Source organism: Bacillus cereus group sp. RP37 (assembly GCF_040459695.1).
GTDB lineage: Bacteria > Bacillota > Bacilli > Bacillales > Bacillaceae_G > Bacillus_A.
The window spans coordinates 3574488-3593820 of record NZ_JARVHP010000001.1 but is presented as its reverse complement, the minus strand read 5'-3'; the positions used below and the strand labels follow the sequence as shown (position 1 = coordinate 3593820).

The following is a 19333-nucleotide window of genomic DNA, read 5'->3' as shown; positions in this document are numbered from 1 at the left end:
AAAATTTGATATGTAAATTGACGAAAACAGAACTGCTTGAGCTTGTAAAAAAAATTTATGATCTTGATTTACCTGAGGATGAGCACAGTAACTATGTTCATCAATTTAATAACTCTGGTGTACCTCACCCTGCTCCAAGTGATTTGATTTTTTGGAATGATGAAGAATTGACTCCCGAAGAAGTAGTAGAAATAACATGGAATTACAAATAAAAACAAAAGTGGGATAAAGCAGCTCCTTTATGAGCCTGTATTATAACCAGAAAATCTATTTAAGATAGCTTTGCATATCCCCGGGGTACAGTTCAAGACGCTATAATTGGCGTCTTTTTTATTCATTAAATTACGTTTGAATCCAGTGCTCGAATTTTTTGCCAAAATCCTAAGTCTAATACATATCATAAAAACATTCAGTCCTTACTTTGTTTATCTCTAAACCAAATTTTCAATGATTGTTTTAAATAAATATGAAGTTTTAAAAAGAAACGTACGTTCTTATTTAGGTTGATATGATATACTAATAATGTAAATATATTCCGTATTTCTGTATCTGAAATTTCAGACATACGAGAGAGTGGTTATTATCATATATAAATGATATAACGATGAATTTATAAAAGAACTAGGGAGGCAGAGAAGATGGCAGTCAGTACATATCAGTTGTTTCAACATCTTAATATAACAGGGGAACAAGAAGAATTAGCGTTACGTTACTTGCAGACGAGAGATGAAGAAGTTTTAAAACATATAGAACAAACGACGATTCGTGACAATAAGCGTAGTGATTTTGCTTGGCAGTTTATGAGTGATTTTAGGAAAGCGTATAAGCAAGACGCAGGTTTTTTTCGGTTATTTTATTACTTGCTTGAAGATCAACTGTTGAATGTTCTTCTCGTGCGCTTTTCATATATGAGTTTTCCAGATATAAAAGTTTATTTTGAAAAAAGCGGTCTTTCATTTGATATTCTTGTAGAATTGGCGTGTAAGTATTTAACGAATCTTTCCCGTTCTGTAAATGAAGCGGATGTTTTTCTTAGAGAATTAATAAGGGAGAATCCAAAGTACATAGAAGAGCAGTTACAAGTTATAACAGGTCGACCAAAGATGGTTTTGCTTCTGCATATGCTAGATGCAGATTATGAGAGATTTCTTACGTACAGTTCTTTATTGGAGGAAGAACTGCAAGAGCATGCGGAGTTTATATTGAAGCTGGACGGGGCACAAGAAAAGATAGAATTGGCGAAAAGATACGTTCAAGGTGAATCTGTTAGTGAAGTTTCTGTTGGCTCATCTTTACCTGATGTGACCTGGCAGCTAGTATTTCGTGTTTATCAGCATTCAAATGTGGCAAGACGATATATTGACTTGTTAGCGAAACGTTCTGTTAAAAACTTTATGGATTATGCAACGAATCATGTGTGTCGTGTTCTTGATCAGTTTGGAAATCATGTAAGAACAAGGGATTTTGATAAACAAGCTTATGCAACTATTCGAAACTTGTGCGAACAATTCAGTGTTTCAGAGGAAAGATTTTTCGCATATCGTCTTACACGACGTCATTTAGGTGTCGTTAACTCCGACAAAGTATATGAATATCAATTATTGCTTCGGATGGTGGAAGAGCAGCCAGAATTTGTTCAGCGTACGCTGCAATATTTAAGTCAAATTCATTATCTTTTCGTGGCGATGCTTTTGGCGGAAAAAGGATACGAATTTAATCGAAACAGAGTACGTGAAGAATTTTTAGCGATTGCCCTTGAGTCGGAATCATCTGACATACGTGATACATATCGTGACTATTTAGTTGGGGAATTATCATTTGAAGATATGAAGCAAGTGCTCGAGAGTTCGAAGCAGCAAAATAATTACCGGGGAATGTCTGTTTTAGCAATTGCACTCCTTTGGGATATAGAGGAAGCAGTAAAGAGGGAAGCAGCGCTCAAACTTCAATTTGGAAATGACTATAATTATAAATTATATGAACTTCTGCACCGGTGTTCTCATAAGGAAGGTTCGCTGGAACAAATGTTGGAAGATCTTCTATCCTACGGTTTATCGAAGGAGAAACTTGTTTATTATTCAGTTAAACAAGCTGCTCGGCACAGTGAGGAGGAAAATAAGGCGAAAGAAGCACTCGTTCGTTTATTTGTAAAAGAACAGGCATATGTGACAGAGACATTTACTGAGTATTCTGCAGATGAACGAATTTTCATTTTGGATGAGTTGGCAAAGAATGATACAGTTAAAACGCGTGCTATTCTTATTCAAAGTCTTGGAGATTCCTCTAAAAAAGTACGTGCTGCCGCAGTCGAGTTTCTTACAAAAGATGTGGAAGCTGCAGAGGATGTAGCGAAGGAATTGAATAGTAGAAAGAAAGTCGTACGCGAAAATGTAATGCAAACACTTTTATACTTTAAATCTGAAAAATATACACAACTTGTGCAAGAAGCTTTGCAAGAAAAGAAAAATGCTTCCTTGATGGAGAAGTTTGCTCCGCTGCTTGGCGATGAAGACCTAGAAGGAGTATCAGGAAGTATCGAAGCTTTTTGTACACGTATTTTAACACCACAAAAAAGAAACGCACTCGTGCAGTGGCTCGGATTTGAACCGCAAATTCGTCTTCGTGATTCCGATGTAATTGCAGATGCAACGCTTCCGCTTGCTTATTTTCAGCAGTATGTATCGGAGGCTGTAATTGAGAAAAAGGAAGCGGTGGAAGTGATAGGTGCAGCTTTAAATGAACAAGATTTGAAAGAAAATATACAAGCGATCTATCAGTTGTGGATTTCTCAAGGAGCGGAGGCGAAAAAGCGCGGTATTCTTTCGATGTATAGCATTCATAGTGATGATGAAATGGCGCTGCTGCTCAAAAAGCAGATTGATGAGTGGGCTGTTGGCATGCGCGGAGCTATCGCTGCAGCAGCTGTTCAGGCGTTGGCGTTGTCTTCGTCACATCTTGCACTTATGACGATTAATACTATAGCATTCAAATATAAACATAAACAGGTGCGTAATGCTGCGAAAGAAGCGTTGAGTCTCGCTGCTAAAACACGGGGTATAACAGAAGAAGAACTAGAGGATCAGCTTGTTCCGGACCTTGGCTTTAATAAACGCGGTGAAAAGACAATTGATTACGGAAGTAGGATGTTTACTGCCTATTTAACGCCCAACCTGAAAATCGAGTTAAAAACAGAAGAAGGAAAACGAATAAAGTCGCTTCCGAAACCAAATGCAAAAGATCATGTGGAAAAAGCAGAAGAGGCTAAGGTGGAGTTATCATCTATAAAGAAACAGCTTCGAAGTATCATTAGTATGCAAACGCAACGTCTTGAAATGGCACTTTCTCTTAATCGTTATTGGTCGCAACATACATGGAAGTCTTTGTTTGTGGAAAATCCAATTATGCAGCAATTTGCTATCTCACTTATTTGGGGCGAGTATAAGGAAGGAAAGTTGCTTGTGACGTTTCGTTATATGGAAGACGGTACATTCAATACGGTTGACGAAGAAGAGCATGAACTTACGCCAGACACTGTTATCGGTCTGATCCATCCGCTAGAATTGTCCAAAGAGGAAAGGGAATTATGGAAGGAACAACTAGAAGATTATGAGGTTATCCAACCATTCCCGCAGATTGTTCGCGAAGTATTTCTGGCGGCGGAAGATGAGAAAGTAACTGTGGAAAGGTTTGGGGGCATTCAAATCAATGGTCGGTCGCTGTTTGGTAAGTTAACGAAGTACGGTTGGAATCGCGGATCAGTTGAAGATGCTGGTGTGTATTATTCTTTCTATAAAGAAGACGCTCGCACAGGGTTAGGGGCGGAGCTTGCATTTGAAGGCGCACCTGTTGGATATGAAGAAGAGGACGATGTATGCTTATTTGAAATTCAATTTTATAAAGCAGGCACAGTGAGCCGTGGTTCATACTCCTATGACGAAGTTGATGATGCAAGACGCATTGTGCCAAATCAAGTACCTAAACGATTTTTTAGCGAAATTTTATATGATATAAAACGGACGACAGAATCGAATCTTGGCCATGATGAAAACTGGCGCAGTAAGCGATAAGAAAGGAAATGACATATGCAGTCTATTAAACCATTAATGGAAGAATTGTATGAAATAGAATTGAATGCGTTAGAAGCGAATGATTCGTTTCCAAAACCACCTAATTGGCGATTGTCACCGCGTGCTGTTCGTACATTTATTATCGGACAAGAAGAACCGCTTCTTTTGGAAGGAGAAGAAGTGGAAATTAGCCGTAAGTTTTATGGGAATGATGCGCTTGTGGAACGAGCGATTGTTACATTAGCAGGGAATCGTGGACTTATGTTAATTGGAGAGCCTGGGACTGCAAAGACGATGCTGAGTGAGCTACTTACTGCCGCAATATGCAGAAATAGCCGTAACACTGTGCAAGGAACCGCCGCTACGATGGAAGATACAATTAAGTATTCGTGGAACTATGCACTTCTTCTTGCGAAAGGACCTGTAAGGGAGGCGCTTGTGCCAGGGCCTCTCTTCGTTGGGATGGAAAAAGGGATATTAACTAGATTTGAAGAGTTAACGCGTTGTCCACAGGAAGTGCAAGATTCATTGATCAGTGTTCTGAGCGATAAGGTGCTCAATATTCCGGAATTTGGAGAACAAGGAATTCTTACAGCAAAGCCTGGCTTCAATATTATTGCGACGGCTAACACACGCGATCGGGGTGTGAATGAGATGAGTAGTGCATTGAAACGTCGTTTTAATTTTGAAACGGTACATCCAATTCAAGATGTAAAACTTGAAGCAAAAATAATAGAGTCACAAGTAACGCGGTTATTAAGGGCATCAGGCATCAAACCAAAAGTGGATCAAACGGTTGTTCAGCTGTTAGCGACTGTTTTTCATGAACTTCGGGAAGGGGTAACTGCTGAAGGAAAACGAATTGATCAGCCATCTTCTGTTATGAGTACTGCAGAAGCGGTATCTGTATATTATCAAAGTGCAATGGATGCGTACTATTATGGAAGTGGAGAAGTGAAAATGGATGCGCTTGTTCGATATTTGTCAGGGACGATTGCGAAAGAAAACAAGGATGATTTAGAAAAGTTGCGCAGTTATTTTACAAGCATCGTTAAGGCGCGAGGTCAAATAGGAGGAGAGGTATGGAAGTCGTTTTTCGAAGCTCGCAATCAGCTGAAGTAAATGCATTGTTTCAAAGAGCTTACAATTTAGATCGGAACGTCGTATACGTGCCAATTCGCCATCATAGTCCCGCGTGCTCTTTTCATATACAAAAGATTGTTAAATGCTATAAACCAGATGCAATTCTTATAGAAGGCCCGATAGACTGTAACACACTTATTCCGCATATTGTGAGTGCAGATAGTAAAGCTCCGATTTGTATATATTGCAGTTATGATGATAAAACGAATGTGCTTGAAAGAGGAGAAAGTGGAAAGTACCGTGCGTACTATCCCTTTCTCGATTATTCGCCAGAACTTGTCGCGCTACGAAAAGGCGCTGCACAGAACATTCCTGTTTCATTTATTGATCTTCCTTATAAAGAATATTTGTTTTTAACGAAAAATAAGGAAGAGAATGGGAAACATGATGAGCAATATTTCTGGCATAGCCAATATGTCCGTATGCTTTCAGAAAAAACCGGGTGCCGAAATTTCCATGAGTTTTGGGAGAAATACTTTGAGTTGCAAGGCTTTCATATGACGAGCGAGGAGTTTGTCCGTCAGTTATTTCATTATTGTTATTATACACGCGCGGACTATACGCAGGGGATGTTGACAGAAGACGGTTGTGAAGCCAGGGAGATACATATGGCAAGAGAAATTGAAAAAGCGCGTAAAGTGTATGACAAGGTGCTCGTTATTACTGGAGGCTTTCATGTGAAAGGGCTTCTTGAATTGGAAGGGAAAAAGAAAAAATTGCCGAAAAGCCCGTTTCCTAAATTGTATGCTAAAAACTATCTTATGCCGTATTCCTTTTTGGAAAGTGATCAGATGCGTGGCTATGAGAGCGGAATGCCTGCACCTGCTTTTTACCAACATATTTGGGAGAACAGCGATGAATCGGTAGCTGAGCAATTTATGATACGAATTGCTAGACAGCTAAAGGTAGAAGGAATATCAATGGCAGATGAGATTGAGGCTGCACGAATGATACGTGAACTTGCACTGCTTCGTGGAAAGATGCAACCCGGATTGTATGAATTAATGGACGCAGTGCGCAGTACATTTGTGAAAGGTGAGATATTCTCGGCCAATAAGCCTTTAGCATTGCTTCAGAAGAGTTTGCAAGGGACAAAGCGTGGGGAATTGTCAAAAGAAGCAGATGTGCCGCCTCTCGTGCATGATTTTCGTGCTTCTGTTCGGTCGTTTCGTCTACCGGCCCGTTCAACTGTACCGCAGGAGACGATTCTTGACATATACAAGAAAGAAAGGCACTTGGGCTTAAGTCAATTTTTTCATTGCCTCGCTTTTTTAGGAGTTCCATTTTGTGAGAAGCTACGCGGTCCTAACTTAGCTAGAAAACAGAATATTAATCTTATGCGTGAAACTTGGAAATATCGTTTTTCAGCACAAGTAGAAAGTGCTCTGATTGATATATCTGTGTATGGCGGAACGGTGAAAGAAGCGGCGCAGGAAATGCTAAGAGCAAAGCTACACAAGGCAAAGGGACGGGCTGGAGAGGTGGCCCTTTTATTGCTAGAAGCCTATTTAAGTGGTTTGTTTTCCGACTTTTCCATGTACACCCAATTTATAGATGAAGCTGTGCAAAAGGATGGAGATTTTGCTTCTATGGCAAATTGTGCTTATTATTTATCACAAATAGAAAAAGCAAATCAGCAAGCGGATTACGCTAGGAATAAAGCACTTTCGTTATTTTCTGTTTTAGATGGGGGCGAACCAGCAATTATTGCAGAAAAGCTTATCGATTTGTATACAATGAAGCCTACAGATCAGCAATTTATTGACGCATTGGAGCTTTATTTGCAAAAGGAAAAAAGAGAAAGTCAAGTAGAGGGAGCAGTATTTGGGCTGTTAACTTCTTTAGGAAAGCGGGAAATCGATGAGGTAATGCAAGTGGCAGAAGGGTATTTTTATGGAAGCGGTGATATGCAAAAGCAAGCTCCGATATTTTTGAAGGGTTTGTTTGCTGGCGCCAAAGATATCTTTTTATATAACGAATCGTTGCTTAGCGGAATGTCTCATGTTCTAGAAGAACTTGATGAAGAGATATTTCTACAAGTGTTGCCACATTTACGCCTCTTATTCAGTCAATTCACGCCGCTTGAAGTGGATACGATTGCTAGACAGATTTCCAAGTTATATGGCGCTACAGAAGAAGCGATAAAAGAAGAACCAATTTCCGAAGAGATGCTGATGTATGTAATGCAGTTAGATCGGAAAGCGAAGGGGATTTTAATAAGACGGGGGCTAGAAGATGGAGAATAACATTTCTTTAAATCGCTGGCGTCTTGTTCTTGGGAAACATGCGGATGATCAAATTACATTTCAGGAAGAAGAACCTGTATACAGAGAAATGGACGAGATGCTGGACTTTTTGTACGAGAGAGAACGCGGAGAAGAGCGCGGTGGATCCTTAGATCCCTCTCAGCTAACAGTGCCGACTTGGATTTCGAAAGTGCGGGAGTTATTTCCGAAAGAAACCATTGAAATTATGGAAAATCATGCGTTAGAGAAATATGAATTAACAGCTCTATTACAGGATAAGCAAACGCTTGAAAAAATGGAACCGAATATGAATTTATTAAAATGCATTTTACAATTTAAAGATTATGTAAAACCGGATGTATTAGACACAGCTAAACGCATTGTAGCGAAAGTCACTGAGGAGTTGCGTCGTAATTTAGAGCAAGAAGTGAAGCATGCATTAAGCGGTAGACCGGATCGAAATCGTTCTAGCCGCGTGCGCACGATGCGCAACTTTGATTTTAAGAAAACGATTCGAAAGAACTTAAAGCATTTTGACAAGGAAACAAACGCCATTCATATTGAAAAACCGTACTTTTACGCTGCCACTAAACATGTTAGCACATGGCGTGTAATCCTCGCAGTAGACGAGAGTGGAAGTATGATTGATTCTGTTATCCATAGCGCAGTTATGGCAGGTATTTTCGCAAGCTTACCGACGATTAAGACAGATTTGTTCATCTTTGATACAGCTGTTGTTGATTTAACGGATCGTATTGATGATCCGGTGGAAACGCTTATGAGTGTACAGCTTGGTGGAGGAACATATATTGCTCAGGCGCTGCGCTACGCAACGAATAAAATTGAGATGCCTCATAAAACAATTGTCGTGCTTGTAACGGATTTATATGAAGGTGGCAGTTACGCTGAAATGTACCGAGAAGCGATGAAGATTGTAGAATCAGGAGCAAAACTGATTGTGCTTACTTCTCTTGATCCGACTGCACAGCCTTTTTATGATAAACAGGCAGCAAAAAAAATGACAGCACTCGGTGCTCATGTAGCAGCATTAACACCAGGGAGGTTGGCGCAATGGATCGCAACAATCATTTCTTAAATGTTCTTTCCGCTATTGATGAAACATATTTAATCGCCATGTCCAACAAAGGAACATATAAGAGAGCAATGAAGGATTTGGCTGCTGCAACAAATATCAAAATAGATTTAGAAGAGGATGCAGCGCAAGTGCATCTTGATGATGAAACTACTGTAACGTTTACGGGAGATATACGCAGTTACTCCTGCACTTGTGAAGCGCGCTCGATTTGTAAGCATGTCATTATGGCTTTATTAGAAGCAAAGAAGATGTACGAAGGTGAAGAAAACATAAAAGTTGATTTCTCTGCCCTTTTGAATGTGAACGTTAGCAATATTGTCTCCGAAAAAATGTGGGCTGAAATGATGTTCCGCGAAACATTTCAGCAAAAGTTTGTTTTGGAAGAGGAGGGTGCTTTAATTGCCTCCTTTCCAGAAGAGGATATAACGGTTCGCTTTCTGACAGCTGAATCGATAGCTGATGCGATTTGTACATGTAAAGCAGAGGGAATATGCCGGCATAAGGCGGAAGCAATATATTGGTATCAAAAAGAGAGAGGAATTTCACATGAAACGAAACAGGTGCAATTTCTTATTATTGAGTCGGATAAGCTATCTATTTTCAAAGAGATGATTGAGCAAATTGTTCACTTTGGATTAACACGTCTTACAGAAAAAACAATCTATGAAATAGAACAACTTTCTGTAAAAGCGCGTTCTTTGAAACTAGCAAAGTTAGAAAATTTATTTCGTAAGCTAGGGACTGATATTAGGCTATACCGAATGAAACATGCATCTTTTCAAATGGCATCCTATCGGCAAACGCTGTCCGCGATTTATGAATACATTGTGTTGTTAGAAAATCACCGTCTGCAAGAGAGTCCGTATCGTTCGGAATATTATGAAGTTCCACCGCTAACTTTGCATGCCTTTGGCGCATTCGGCTGGAAAACGAAGTCCGGTTATGTTGGTGTGACATATTATTTCTATAATCGAGAACAGGAAAAGTGGATCACATACACACAGTCACGTCCCATGTTTTATGAAGGGAGCAACACAACTTCTGAAGACCTCCATGAAAAGCAAGTTCCATGGGGGATTGCAGGGAAGGGATACGAACTGTCTCGTTCATCTCTAGGGTTGAAATATGCAAAGCTTAACGCCGATTTCCAATTGTCATCTAGCTCACAAACAGTAGGGGAAGTAGACGGAAAAACAAATGTAACAGAGTGGCAATCGCTCTTTATAACCTCATGGGAAGAACTACTAAAAAAAGTAAAAGCGAACAGGTTAGAGGCAAGTAAACAAGGAGTCTTTTGTATCGAATTTGCTGAGATGGAAGAATGGGAGTTTCAGAAGCAAGAGCGAAAATGGATTATACCTCTTATTGATAAAAAGGGGAAAGTATTACAAATGCAAATGATGCAACAACCAGACAATGAGCGGACGATTCGACTTGTAAAAATATATTTGGACTCATTACATGTAAAGAGAATGTTAGTTCATCCTTATCAGGAAGGAACAAAGCTCGTAGTTACACCTGTTATTTTATATACAGAAGTAGGAGAAATTATAAATATTACACTTAATGAAGGGGAAACATTTTATGATAGAGTTAGTGCGCATAATCGATGAATTGGAACAAGCTCTAGATGAGATGCTTGTCTCAGGAGCAGGGACGGTACCTCCTTCTTTTTTTCAAGATATAAAACGAAAATGCGAAAAGTATGGTCTTTCTTATGCAGCCGCGCAACTACTTGTCATAGAGGAAGAACGAAACACGGCACGCTTTCTTCATAAAGAAGAAAAAGGGAAATTGACGGAAGCGTTTTGCAAGCTGCAGGAATATATTCAAGTTGTAAAGGCTGAAATGCTACATTTATAAAGATGTGATTGAATAGGAATTTAATTTATCGCGTATTAACGGGCAATAAAATTCCTACCTCGAGATTTAGAGAAGCGCAAGGAAGATAGGAACTGTCCGTAAAAGCTCGAATGCTTCAACTAATAATGAGTGGGGAATAAAGAATCCCCCACTCATTACAGTTTCGCTTTATTCATCATATTAGCAGTGGAGAACAAGTAATCGGAATACCCAAGCCTAGACACCCTGACTTTGAAGAAACTTTCTAAACACCTAATCAGTATTTATCGAAAGTCCTTTCGGATAAGAAACCTGTTGATTTGGTATTAAAATGATTATTAAGCCGTTGTAAACCAATATACGGAAAAATAACTTTCTTCCGTTTCCATAACAAAAAATTCATCATTCCATTCTGGTTCATAAGCATAAGCAATTCGGATTCCTTTAATAGGGAACTCGATAGGTTTAATAAGTGGGGCATATCTGTTTCTCAATTCTGTGAATTCTTCTTGGGATATTGTTTTCAGTTCTTCTTGTTCAGCTCTAAATTTTTGTTCGAATTCCCAAATAGGCATATCTTTAACGTGTTTTCCTTTATACCAAAACCAATGCGTATTTCTTCGTTCAATGAATTGGCATGTTGCTGCAAAATCTTCCAAGGTTTTAATCGTGTCGTAACTGTTTTTTCCTTTGCTATGTTCAAAAACATATATTGTCTCTTCACCACAGCTTGATAATTCATCATCTTCTATTACAAAATATTTCATATGTAACATCTCCTAGCTTCTTGTCTTGTAAATAATTAATCTTTTTCTATACCATATTGAACAAGAATAAAAACTAAAAAACTGTTTATGTAAGAATGGATACATTTTTGTTGGGGTTTTCTATATAAAATTATATATATGTTAGCTAGTTTAGCACATTATTAACGTAAGTGAGGATTATGATGAACTGGATAAAATTATTCACGATTTTAACTCATTGTAAAATATGGAATATCGTAAAAAACTTTTTGCAGACTTAAAGCTAATTTTGCACATAGAAGATTGTGGTATGGTTCACGTACTTATTAAAAAATATGGTAAGAGAAAGATGCATGAAGAAAAACTGAAATGGCTAATTCCGAGTGTTTTTGATCATTTCGAACTTAATTAAAGCTATTATAGAATGATTTCAGTTTGGTAATGGATTTTATGTAGCAAGTATATTCATCACGGTGTTTTTAAATAAATTACATGATTAATAGATTGAAAATAAACATACTAAAATTAGTCAAGTAGTGTTAAAAAACATTAGAAGTACTAAATTTGATACTTACTTAAAAATAACACTTTTGGAACAGTTTCACCATTCATTTAGATATTAACGGAATTATATATAATAAAAATTTTGTTAAAATACGTTATTATTCCTTGTGTAAAAGTAATTCATATAAAAGGAAAAAATTGAAAGGTAGGATCAAAATGATTAGTGGCTTAAAAAAAGCGGCCGTATCTTCATTAAAAGACAAATGGGGATTGGCGGTATTGTCATCGTTTCTTTATCATATTATTTCTAGGGTTTGTATGCTAATTATAGGATTTCCACTGTTGTTTCTTGGTATCTTATTAAGTGAAATAATGAATTCTAGTTTTTCCATTTCAGGAGACGAAAAGTTAAATGCAGCAGGTGCTTTTTCTTATTTACTTGTTTTCGTTGTTCTATTTATTTGTTTAATAGGTGCACAAGGCATTATGAATTATGGGTATCTTAAAGTTACATTGCGTTTAGCGAAAAAAGAATCTACTACAATTGGTGAGTTATTTGAAGGATTTCGAAAAAGTAATGTGTTTAGATCTATAAAGGTGACTACTTTAATGACTGTATACACACTTTTATGGAGTGTATTATTAATTGTACCAGGTATTATAAAATTTATCTCTTATTCTATGGCTTACTATATTTTGTTAGATCATCCAGAATATACGGCGAGTGAAGCAATTAAAAAGAGTCAAGAACTGATGAAAGGACATAAATTAGATTTATTCCTGCTATCGTTAAGTTTTATCGGATGGTTTATTTTAGGGATTATCATCGGATTTTTCACATTTGGTATCCCGTTTCTTTGGATCTATCCATACTACATTACAACAGTATCGCATTTCTACTTGAAAATAGTGAATAGAGATACTGTTATGGAGGAAAAAAAGTTAACTGTTTGATTTTAATTTTGATTCGAAATATTGCATGTATCTTGATTTTATGACAAACACAAAGACTCCATTTTGAAAAAGGGATGATTAAAATGGAGTTCTTTCTTGAAAAGTGGTGTAAAGATTTTATAAAAAAGTTTGATTGTTTTGTTATCTGTTATTTCATTGACGCCCCCATAACTTTAAGTGCGCTTCTTCATAATCATAATAGTTGTAATCATTTTAATCATATATTCCCCATTCAAACAAAAAATAATGGCTATCAGATTGTCCGAATATATAATCATAAACATATCCCTTTTGTACTTGTATTGTTTCAATATGATTCAATCTAATTAAGAGTTCTTTAATAACTTGTTCTGGTACATTCACATCAGCTAAATCCCTTTTAAATCTACTTATAAAATCATTTTTGTTTAATAACTCTAAGCTATTACATACTCTTGAATAGTATGCGTTAATCCAGAAATCTTTTAGTGCGGTTAGCCATTGTTTATCTGAAGGGTCTGGTTCATCAATAATATCCCATTCCTCTCCATCGAACAATTCTTTTTTAAATAGTGCAGAAAATGCCTCTTGAATAGTATCAAATTGATTTTTTCTGGCAAATATTAAGTCTACTTGCTTCACATGTCTATCTTTGAATTCGTATACATCGAATGATAAATTTGATAATCTTACTTTTGCGATCTGTCTGGCAAATAAATTGAGATCATCAAACAATTTTTGAATTTCTTTATTCATCATAATCCTCACCCCTTTTTTAGAGTTCTGGTATCTTAATTATTGATATTTAATTAATCCGTGTTGTTGGTCCACTAAGAAAAAATGAAGTGTAAGTAATTCCTTAATTGAAAGAGACAAAATATCGTAAATTTATTTTAAAAACACAAATACAACTTTTCAGTCTACAACTATTTTTTAACAGTCTAATACTTTATTCTATAGTCTAAAACATTTTTTAAATGAAATAAATATTAGATCCTTTTTTATTTGTAATACGGCAAGGTCTACTTTATTGGAGCGTTTATGGGAGTAAACATCGCTTAAACGCTAAATATTACAGAGTAAATAAGGGGGAATCTGGAGGGAAAACATTTTCTATAAACTTTATACATGTTATCATATTTTCAGCAAGTCAATGAAGCAAAAGTCAGAAGAGTTAAAAGAATTATCTAAACTTTATTTAGAGTTGATGGAAAAATAAGTAGGTTATAGTGTGGACAAAAAGATTTCCCAGTACAATATAATGTAGGTAAAGTGATGATTTATGTAAAAGATGGGGTGGAAATCATACAAGGCGGTTTAGATAAAGGTGAAAAAATGGAAGTTGGTATAGGTAGTGAAAGGTAAGAGACAGCTTCTAAGTTAATAGATGCAGCAAACAAAGAAGCAAAAAAATCTAAGTAACCTAACTGTAGGGAAGTGTGATATATCTACAGACTATCCTATAATTAGTGCAACAAAAAATACAGTTAAAGAGGTAATAGTAAGGGAACTCAATTTAAGTAGCTGTAGAATATAAAAGTTTTATACTAGATTTAAGTATAGAGTTATAAAGTAAATTATCTACAGAAAAATTTTATGAATTCTAAAGTTTAATGCATGATAAAAATCCAGTTCAAAGCTTTTTGATTTCACATATATTCTAAAAAATAACTATTACCAACCTACTAAAACAGAGGTAGCACCACATCGCTATCAAGCTAAGAAAAGCAAATAGCCCCTTTAAGTTGATTGGAATTAGCAATACTCCAAACTGGATAGTATAATTATTTATAATAACAACTAAGACAATCAAACAGATTTTAGTTGAAGAACAAGTCATAATAAAAGGCTGTTTAATATATTTAATAGTTTATGTTCTTTTGTTTTTCTAAATTTAATAGCTAAGAAGAAAATAGGAATTAGAGGAGGGGGAACATTGAGATTTTTTACGATATTTGCATCAAGGAATGATACAAGTGATGTAGAAGGTTTCATTACTCAAGTTTTCAAAAATGGGTTCAAGGTTGACCGCAATAAAAATGAATATACCATTCAATCGAAAAGACTATTTGGCAAAAATAAAATTATTATTCGGGTGGATTCTGAAGAATCATCTCCTGATTATTTTTCCAATAATATTCCTGGAATGATGCACATGTACGATCAAATTGAATTTCAAGAAGAACATCTTAAGAGGAAGGTTTTGGCACAGATTTCTGTAATTAATACCATAATCGCTATAGAGACGAAGAAGGATTATAGTGATGAATACGTGGAGCTGTTTCTTAAATTACTTAATCAGGTAAACGGTATTGGTTTTATCCCTGATCGAACTCTCATCGGGAATGATGGAAAAGTAATTGTATTTCCGGATGGATCCTCTGGTCCTTCAGAATTTACTCCTCAAGCATGTACGAACAAAATAATGGGACAGAATAGTAATTCTACCGATGGGGAGAAAAGAAAACAGAAATCGATAAGCTACCTGCAAGATAAAGGGATTCCATATATCGAAGGATTGCCTCAATTGCCTCCTTTGACAAGTATTCAGTTAAGAAATCGAGAAGAGATTACGAAGAGAGCGGTAGCTTTGTTGATTGTCATACAATATGCTTGTGATGTTGCCCAAGAAGGAGATTCGGAAAATTCCAAAGAGTTTGTCATGGGGCTGCTGAACAAATTTGATGTGGTTGAATCATTAACGAGGCAGGAAAGAAATTTCCTAACTTCAGAGCAACCTGACGCGAAAGAAGCGATACAGATTGCATGGCAGTATGAAGCCCAATGGGTTTTACTTTGGTCAATTGGTCTCGTGAATACACTGAAATTTCCAAAAGAAATCTGTGACTGTCATTATGCAATTAAACTTGTTTCTGGTTGTAGTTCTTTTAATGAATTTTATCAACAAACAAGATTGCGAAGTGCAGAAGAGATTTTGGATGAGGCCGACCTCATTTATCGGCTTCATTGGGCTTGTGTACATGATAGAATTAATGAGAAAGAAGCAACTGCAGGTATGCAGGAAAGTATTGTTATTGAAAGACGAAGGGGCTTGTTTTGGTTAATCAATTATAAAAATGAAGATTGGGATTGCATCTCCATGGATACATAATCTATATTCTTTGTTCTTTGTTCTGTAGAGCTTTTGTATTTTAGATAATAAAATTATTGCTTCATCAGTTCAATCTCTTACAGAAAAACGGATGGAAATTCCATAGGTATGAGAAAAAACAGTTTTTAATATCCTAGGCCTCATATACAACTTTTCTATGTTAAATCACTTGATTCGTACATTTTGAACGGATTTGTTATCGTTACTGCAGAAAAAGCATGAATTAAATATTAATCGATGTACATGTTTCAAGCGTATCTATATTGAGTTTGTAAATCTACACAATAAGTTACCTTGTATATAATAAGTGTAGTAGAAGTTCAGTTAGATAAAATTCGGTAGTCGAATTTTTTTGCATAAAGCTGTATAATGCTTGTAACGAAAAGGAAATACAGGAAAGGATATGTAATGAGTTACTATGGATAAAGATAAACAACAATTAAGCGTTGAAGTTGCAAGGTTATATTATCAATCAGATTATAGTCAGCAAGAAATTGCTAATAAATTAAATATTTCAAGACCGACTATCTCTAGATTATTAAAGTACGCGAAAGAAAAAGGATTTGTTCAAATTAGCATAGCCGATCCATTTGCTGATTTAGATAACGTTGGAAATTTACTGAAAGAAAAGTACAACTTGTTAGAGGCGCATGTCGTTTTTTCACCAGTGCCAGAATATGCAACGATTACAGAGTATATTAGTAAATATGCAGCTGAGTATATGGAAAAGACGGTTAAAAACGGTGATATCGTTGGTGTAAGTTGGGGAATGACGATGTATGAAATCGCTAGAAAAATCGTACCGCAACATGTAAAAGGTGTAGAAGTTGTTCAGTTAAAAGGTGGTATTAGTCATTCGAGTGTAAATACATATGCGAATGAAACGATTGCTTTATTTGCAGATGCTTTTCAAACGACGCCAAGAAATCTACCCCTTCCAGTTATATTTGATAATGCAGTGACAAAAGAATTAGTAGAGCAGGATCGACATATCCATCACATTATCGAAATGGGGAAACAAGCGAATATTGCAATTTTCACTGTAGGAACAGTGCGAGACGAAGCACTATTATTCCGATTAGGTTATTTTGATAAGGATGAAACGAGTTTACTCAAAAAACAATCGGTCGGTGACATTTGTTCAAGATTCTTTGATGGGAACGGAAATATTAGTAGTGAAGAAATTAATAAGCGGACTATTGGAATTGAGTTAGAAGAACTGAAATTAAAGAAACGCTCTATTTTAGTTGCCGGTGGTAATAGAAAAATAAAATCAATTGATGGTGCGTTACGTGGCGGGTATGCAAATGTATTAATTATTGATCAGCATACGGCGAAGGAATTGTTACATTATCAAAAAGATTAAAAATAAAAGGCTTTCTCAAGATGTTAATTTTGAGAAAGCCTTTTATTTTACTATGTATGAATTATGGGAGTGTTTTTTGAATACAAATTGCCTTTTTAAAAATAATTATGGATATTGAGATACATACTACCATTGTTAATATAAAAGTTTTGATTTTAAATATGAATTGTTTCTTAGTTAGAATGCGCTTTATTTACTACAAGAAAATTCCTTTTTGAAAAGAATGAACAAAATTTCAAAAGTGTATTTACATTTGTTCAACTAAGGGTTAGAATGAAGTTGTTAAAAGATATGAGGAGTGAAGATAATGAACATTGCAAAGTTAATTGACCATACAATTTTAAAAGCTAATTCTACAAAAGAAGATGTTATGAAAGTAATCGAAGAAGCAAAGGAATATAAATTCGCTTCTGTTTGTATTAACCCTACATGGGTAAAGCTAGCTGCTGAAGAATTAGCTGGACATGATGTAGACGTTTGTACTGTAATCGGTTTCCCATTAGGAGCAAGCACTACTGAAACAAAAGCATTTGAAACAAAAGATGCTATCGCAAAAGGTGCAACTGAAGTTGATATGGTAATCAACGTAGGCGCTTTAAAAGATGGCGACAACGAACTTGTTGAAAAAGACATTTATGAAGTAGTACAAGCAGCAAAAGGAAAAGCTCTTGTAAAAGTAATCATTGAAACTTGCCTATTAACAGATGAAGAGAAAGTACGCGCTTGTGAATTATCAGTAAAAGCCGGTGCTGATTTCGTAAAAACTTCAACTGGATTCTCAACTGGCGGAGCAACTGCTGAAGATATCGCATTAATGCGCAAAACAGTTGGACCAAACGTTGGTGTAAAAGCATCTGGTGGCGTTCGTACACGTGAAGATGCAGACAAAATGGTAGCTGCTGGAGCTTCTCGCGTTGGAGCAAGTGCTAGTGTTGCAATCGTATTAAATGATGCAAAAGGTGCTACAGATAACTACTAATCATTAATAAAGTTAAGAGCAATAGATACACAAAGTAAAGTGTATCTATTGCTTTAACAATTGAAAAGAATGTAAGCGGATACGAATGGGAGGAAACGGCTTATGAAATACTTAATCGGTATTTTTGGCCTCGTATTGATTTTAGGTATCGCTTGGCTTGCTAGTAATGATAGAAAGAAAGTCAAATATCGCCCAATCATAACGATGGTTATATTACAATTCATTTTGGGGTTTTTATTATTAAATACAAGTGTAGGGAATATATTAATTAGCGGAATAGCAGATGGTTTTGGAGAGCTATTAAAATATGCCGCTGACGGTGTGAATTTCGTATTTGGTGGATTAGTAAATCAAAAAGAGTTTTCATTCTTTTTAAGTGTATTAATGCCAATAGTATTTATATCAGCATTAATCGGTATTTTGCAACACATTAAAGTATTACCTATTATTGTGAAATCTATCGGTCTAGCATTAAGTAAAGTAAATGGAATGGGGAAACTAGAATCATATAACGCTGTTGCTTCTGCGATTTTAGGACAATCTGAAGTGTTTATTTCAGTTAAGAAACAACTAGGATTATTGCCAGAGAAAAGAATGTATACATTATGTGCATCTGCAATGTCTACCGTTTCAATGTCTATCGTTGGATCGTATATGGTGTTATTAAAACCACAATATGTTGTAACCGCTTTAGTGCTTAACTTATTCGGTGGTTTTATTATCGCTTCTATCATTAACCCTTATGAAGTTACTGAAGAAGAAGATATGTTAGAAGTACAAGAAGAAGAGAAAAAGACTTTCTTTGAAGTATTAGGGGAATACATTATAGACGGATTTAAAGTTGCGATTACAGTAGCAGCTATGTTAGTCGGTTTCGTTGCTCTTATCGCATTCATTAATGCAGTATTTAAAGGTGTAATCGGTATTTCATTCCAAGAAATTCTTGGTTATGTATTTGCACCATTTGCATTTATTATGGGTGTACCTTGGCATGAAGCAGTTAATGCTGGAAATATTATGGCAACAAAATTAGTATCAAATGAATTTGTCGCTATGACAGATTTAGCACAAGGAAACTTTAATTTCTCAGATAGAACGACAGCGATTATATCTGTATTCTTAGTTTCATTTGCAAACTTCTCTTCAATTGGAATTATTGCAGGGGCAGTTAAGAGCTTAAATGAAAAACAAGGGAATGTAGTCGCAAGATTTGGTTTGAAATTACTTTTCGGTGCAACATTAGTAAGTTTCTTATCAGCAACAATCGTAGGCTTATTATTTTAATAGATTCATATCATA

At 36.0% G+C, this 19333-nt stretch carries 14 protein-coding genes and 1 pseudogene; 13 read left to right on the top strand and 2 right to left on the bottom strand.

The genetic code is table 11. The features are described 5' to 3' along the window. Positions 1 to 5 precede the first annotated feature (5 nt). From QCI44_RS18970 to QCI44_RS18940, 7 genes are all read left to right on the top strand, one after another. On the top strand, positions 6 to 212 hold the full coding sequence (locus QCI44_RS18970; protein ID WP_016088376.1) for a bacteriocin immunity protein: 207 nt from the start codon (positions 6 to 8) through the stop codon (positions 210 to 212). A gap of 426 nt (positions 213 to 638) precedes the next feature. Further along, positions 639 to 4067: a DUF4132 domain-containing protein gene (locus QCI44_RS18965; protein ID WP_016134160.1), complete on the top strand. Its 3429-nt coding sequence runs from the start codon at positions 639 to 641 to the stop codon at positions 4065 to 4067. A gap of 15 nt (positions 4068 to 4082) precedes the next feature. Continuing rightward, positions 4083 to 5189, top strand: coding sequence for an ATP-binding protein (locus QCI44_RS18960; protein ID WP_016134161.1), 1107 nt, complete (start codon positions 4083 to 4085; stop codon positions 5187 to 5189). After that, on the top strand, positions 5150 to 7456 hold the full coding sequence (locus QCI44_RS18955) for a DUF5682 family protein (protein WP_088083604.1): 2307 nt from the start codon (positions 5150 to 5152) through the stop codon (positions 7454 to 7456). Before QCI44_RS18960 ends, QCI44_RS18955 begins: the two co-directional genes overlap by 40 nt. Beyond that, entirely contained in the window at positions 7446 to 8552 is a 1107-nt protein-coding gene (locus tag QCI44_RS18950) for a VWA domain-containing protein (protein WP_016088372.1), read from the top strand. The genes QCI44_RS18955 and QCI44_RS18950 overlap by 11 nt, the downstream gene beginning before the upstream one ends. Further along, the gene (locus QCI44_RS18945; RefSeq protein ID WP_353811403.1) at positions 8528 to 10165 is read left to right on the top strand and encodes an SWIM zinc finger family protein; all 1638 of its coding nucleotides are present in this window, start codon (positions 8528 to 8530) and stop codon (positions 10163 to 10165) included. The genes QCI44_RS18950 and QCI44_RS18945 overlap by 25 nt, the downstream gene beginning before the upstream one ends. Then, entirely contained in the window at positions 10137 to 10415 is a 279-nt protein-coding gene (locus QCI44_RS18940) for a hypothetical protein (RefSeq protein ID WP_016088370.1), read from the top strand. Before QCI44_RS18945 ends, QCI44_RS18940 begins: the two co-directional genes overlap by 29 nt. 317 nt (positions 10416 to 10732) lie before the next feature. Here the strand turns inward: QCI44_RS18940 and QCI44_RS18935 are convergent, their stop codons facing one another. Then, on the bottom strand, positions 10733 to 11161 hold the full coding sequence (locus QCI44_RS18935) for a hypothetical protein (protein ID WP_000873462.1): 429 nt from the start codon (positions 11159 to 11161) through the stop codon (positions 10733 to 10735). A gap of 699 nt (positions 11162 to 11860) precedes the next feature. Here QCI44_RS18935 and QCI44_RS18930 point away from each other — a divergent pair. Beyond that, entirely contained in the window at positions 11861 to 12598 is a 738-nt protein-coding gene (locus QCI44_RS18930) for a DUF975 family protein (protein WP_016134164.1), read from the top strand. Positions 12599 to 12811: 213 nt separating this feature from the next. Here QCI44_RS18930 and QCI44_RS18925 read toward each other — a convergent pair whose 3' ends face one another. Beyond that, positions 12812 to 13333, bottom strand: a complete 522-nt coding sequence (locus QCI44_RS18925) for a hypothetical protein (RefSeq protein ID WP_016136637.1) — start codon at positions 13331 to 13333, stop codon at positions 12812 to 12814. Positions 13334 to 13721: 388 nt separating this feature from the next. Here QCI44_RS18925 and QCI44_RS18920 point away from each other — a divergent pair. From QCI44_RS18920 to QCI44_RS18900, 5 genes and pseudogenes are all read left to right on the top strand, one after another. Next, positions 13722 to 13942, top strand: a pseudogene (locus QCI44_RS18920) (hypothetical protein); the annotation flags it as partial. Positions 13943 to 14513: 571 nt separating this feature from the next. Continuing rightward, positions 14514 to 15689: a DUF4272 domain-containing protein gene (locus QCI44_RS18915; RefSeq protein WP_353811402.1), complete on the top strand. Its 1176-nt coding sequence runs from the start codon at positions 14514 to 14516 to the stop codon at positions 15687 to 15689. Positions 15690 to 16107: 418 nt separating this feature from the next. Then, complete coding sequence (locus QCI44_RS18910) at positions 16108 to 17055, top strand: DNA-binding transcriptional repressor DeoR (protein WP_000356569.1); 948 nt, start codon at positions 16108 to 16110, stop codon at positions 17053 to 17055. 307 nt (positions 17056 to 17362) lie between these two features. Further along, on the top strand, positions 17363 to 18034 hold the full coding sequence (deoC, locus tag QCI44_RS18905; protein ID WP_016088364.1) for a deoxyribose-phosphate aldolase: 672 nt from the start codon (positions 17363 to 17365) through the stop codon (positions 18032 to 18034). A 102-nt stretch (positions 18035 to 18136) separates the two neighbouring features. Then, a complete protein-coding gene (locus tag QCI44_RS18900; protein WP_000876170.1) occupies positions 18137 to 19318 on the top strand; it encodes a NupC/NupG family nucleoside CNT transporter in 1182 nt (393 codons plus the stop codon). Positions 19319 to 19333 lie beyond the last annotated feature (15 nt).

Bases quoted from the DNA above. Each gene is read 5' to 3' on its own strand.
- QCI44_RS18960 (WP_016134161.1), top strand. From the start codon at position 4,083: ATGCAGTCTATTAAACCATTAATGGAAGAATTGTATGAAATAGAATTG.
- QCI44_RS18900 (WP_000876170.1), top strand. From the start codon at position 18,137: ATGAAATACTTAATCGGTATTTTTGGCCTCGTATTGATTTTAGGTATC.
- deoC (WP_016088364.1), top strand. From the start codon at position 17,363: ATGAACATTGCAAAGTTAATTGACCATACAATTTTAAAAGCTAATTCT.
- QCI44_RS18950 (WP_016088372.1), top strand. From the start codon at position 7,446: ATGGAGAATAACATTTCTTTAAATCGCTGGCGTCTTGTTCTTGGGAAA.
- QCI44_RS18940 (WP_016088370.1), top strand. From the start codon at position 10,137: ATGATAGAGTTAGTGCGCATAATCGATGAATTGGAACAAGCTCTAGAT.
- QCI44_RS18955 (WP_088083604.1), top strand. From the start codon at position 5,150: ATGGAAGTCGTTTTTCGAAGCTCGCAATCAGCTGAAGTAAATGCATTG.
- QCI44_RS18925 (WP_016136637.1), bottom strand. From the start codon at position 13,333: ATGAATAAAGAAATTCAAAAATTGTTTGATGATCTCAATTTATTTGCC.
- QCI44_RS18910 (WP_000356569.1), top strand. From the start codon at position 16,108: ATGGATAAAGATAAACAACAATTAAGCGTTGAAGTTGCAAGGTTATAT.
- QCI44_RS18930 (WP_016134164.1), top strand. From the start codon at position 11,861: ATGATTAGTGGCTTAAAAAAAGCGGCCGTATCTTCATTAAAAGACAAA.
- QCI44_RS18965 (WP_016134160.1), top strand. From the start codon at position 639: ATGGCAGTCAGTACATATCAGTTGTTTCAACATCTTAATATAACAGGG.
- QCI44_RS18945 (WP_353811403.1), top strand. From the start codon at position 8,528: ATGGATCGCAACAATCATTTCTTAAATGTTCTTTCCGCTATTGATGAA.
- QCI44_RS18935 (WP_000873462.1), bottom strand. From the start codon at position 11,161: ATGAAATATTTTGTAATAGAAGATGATGAATTATCAAGCTGTGGTGAA.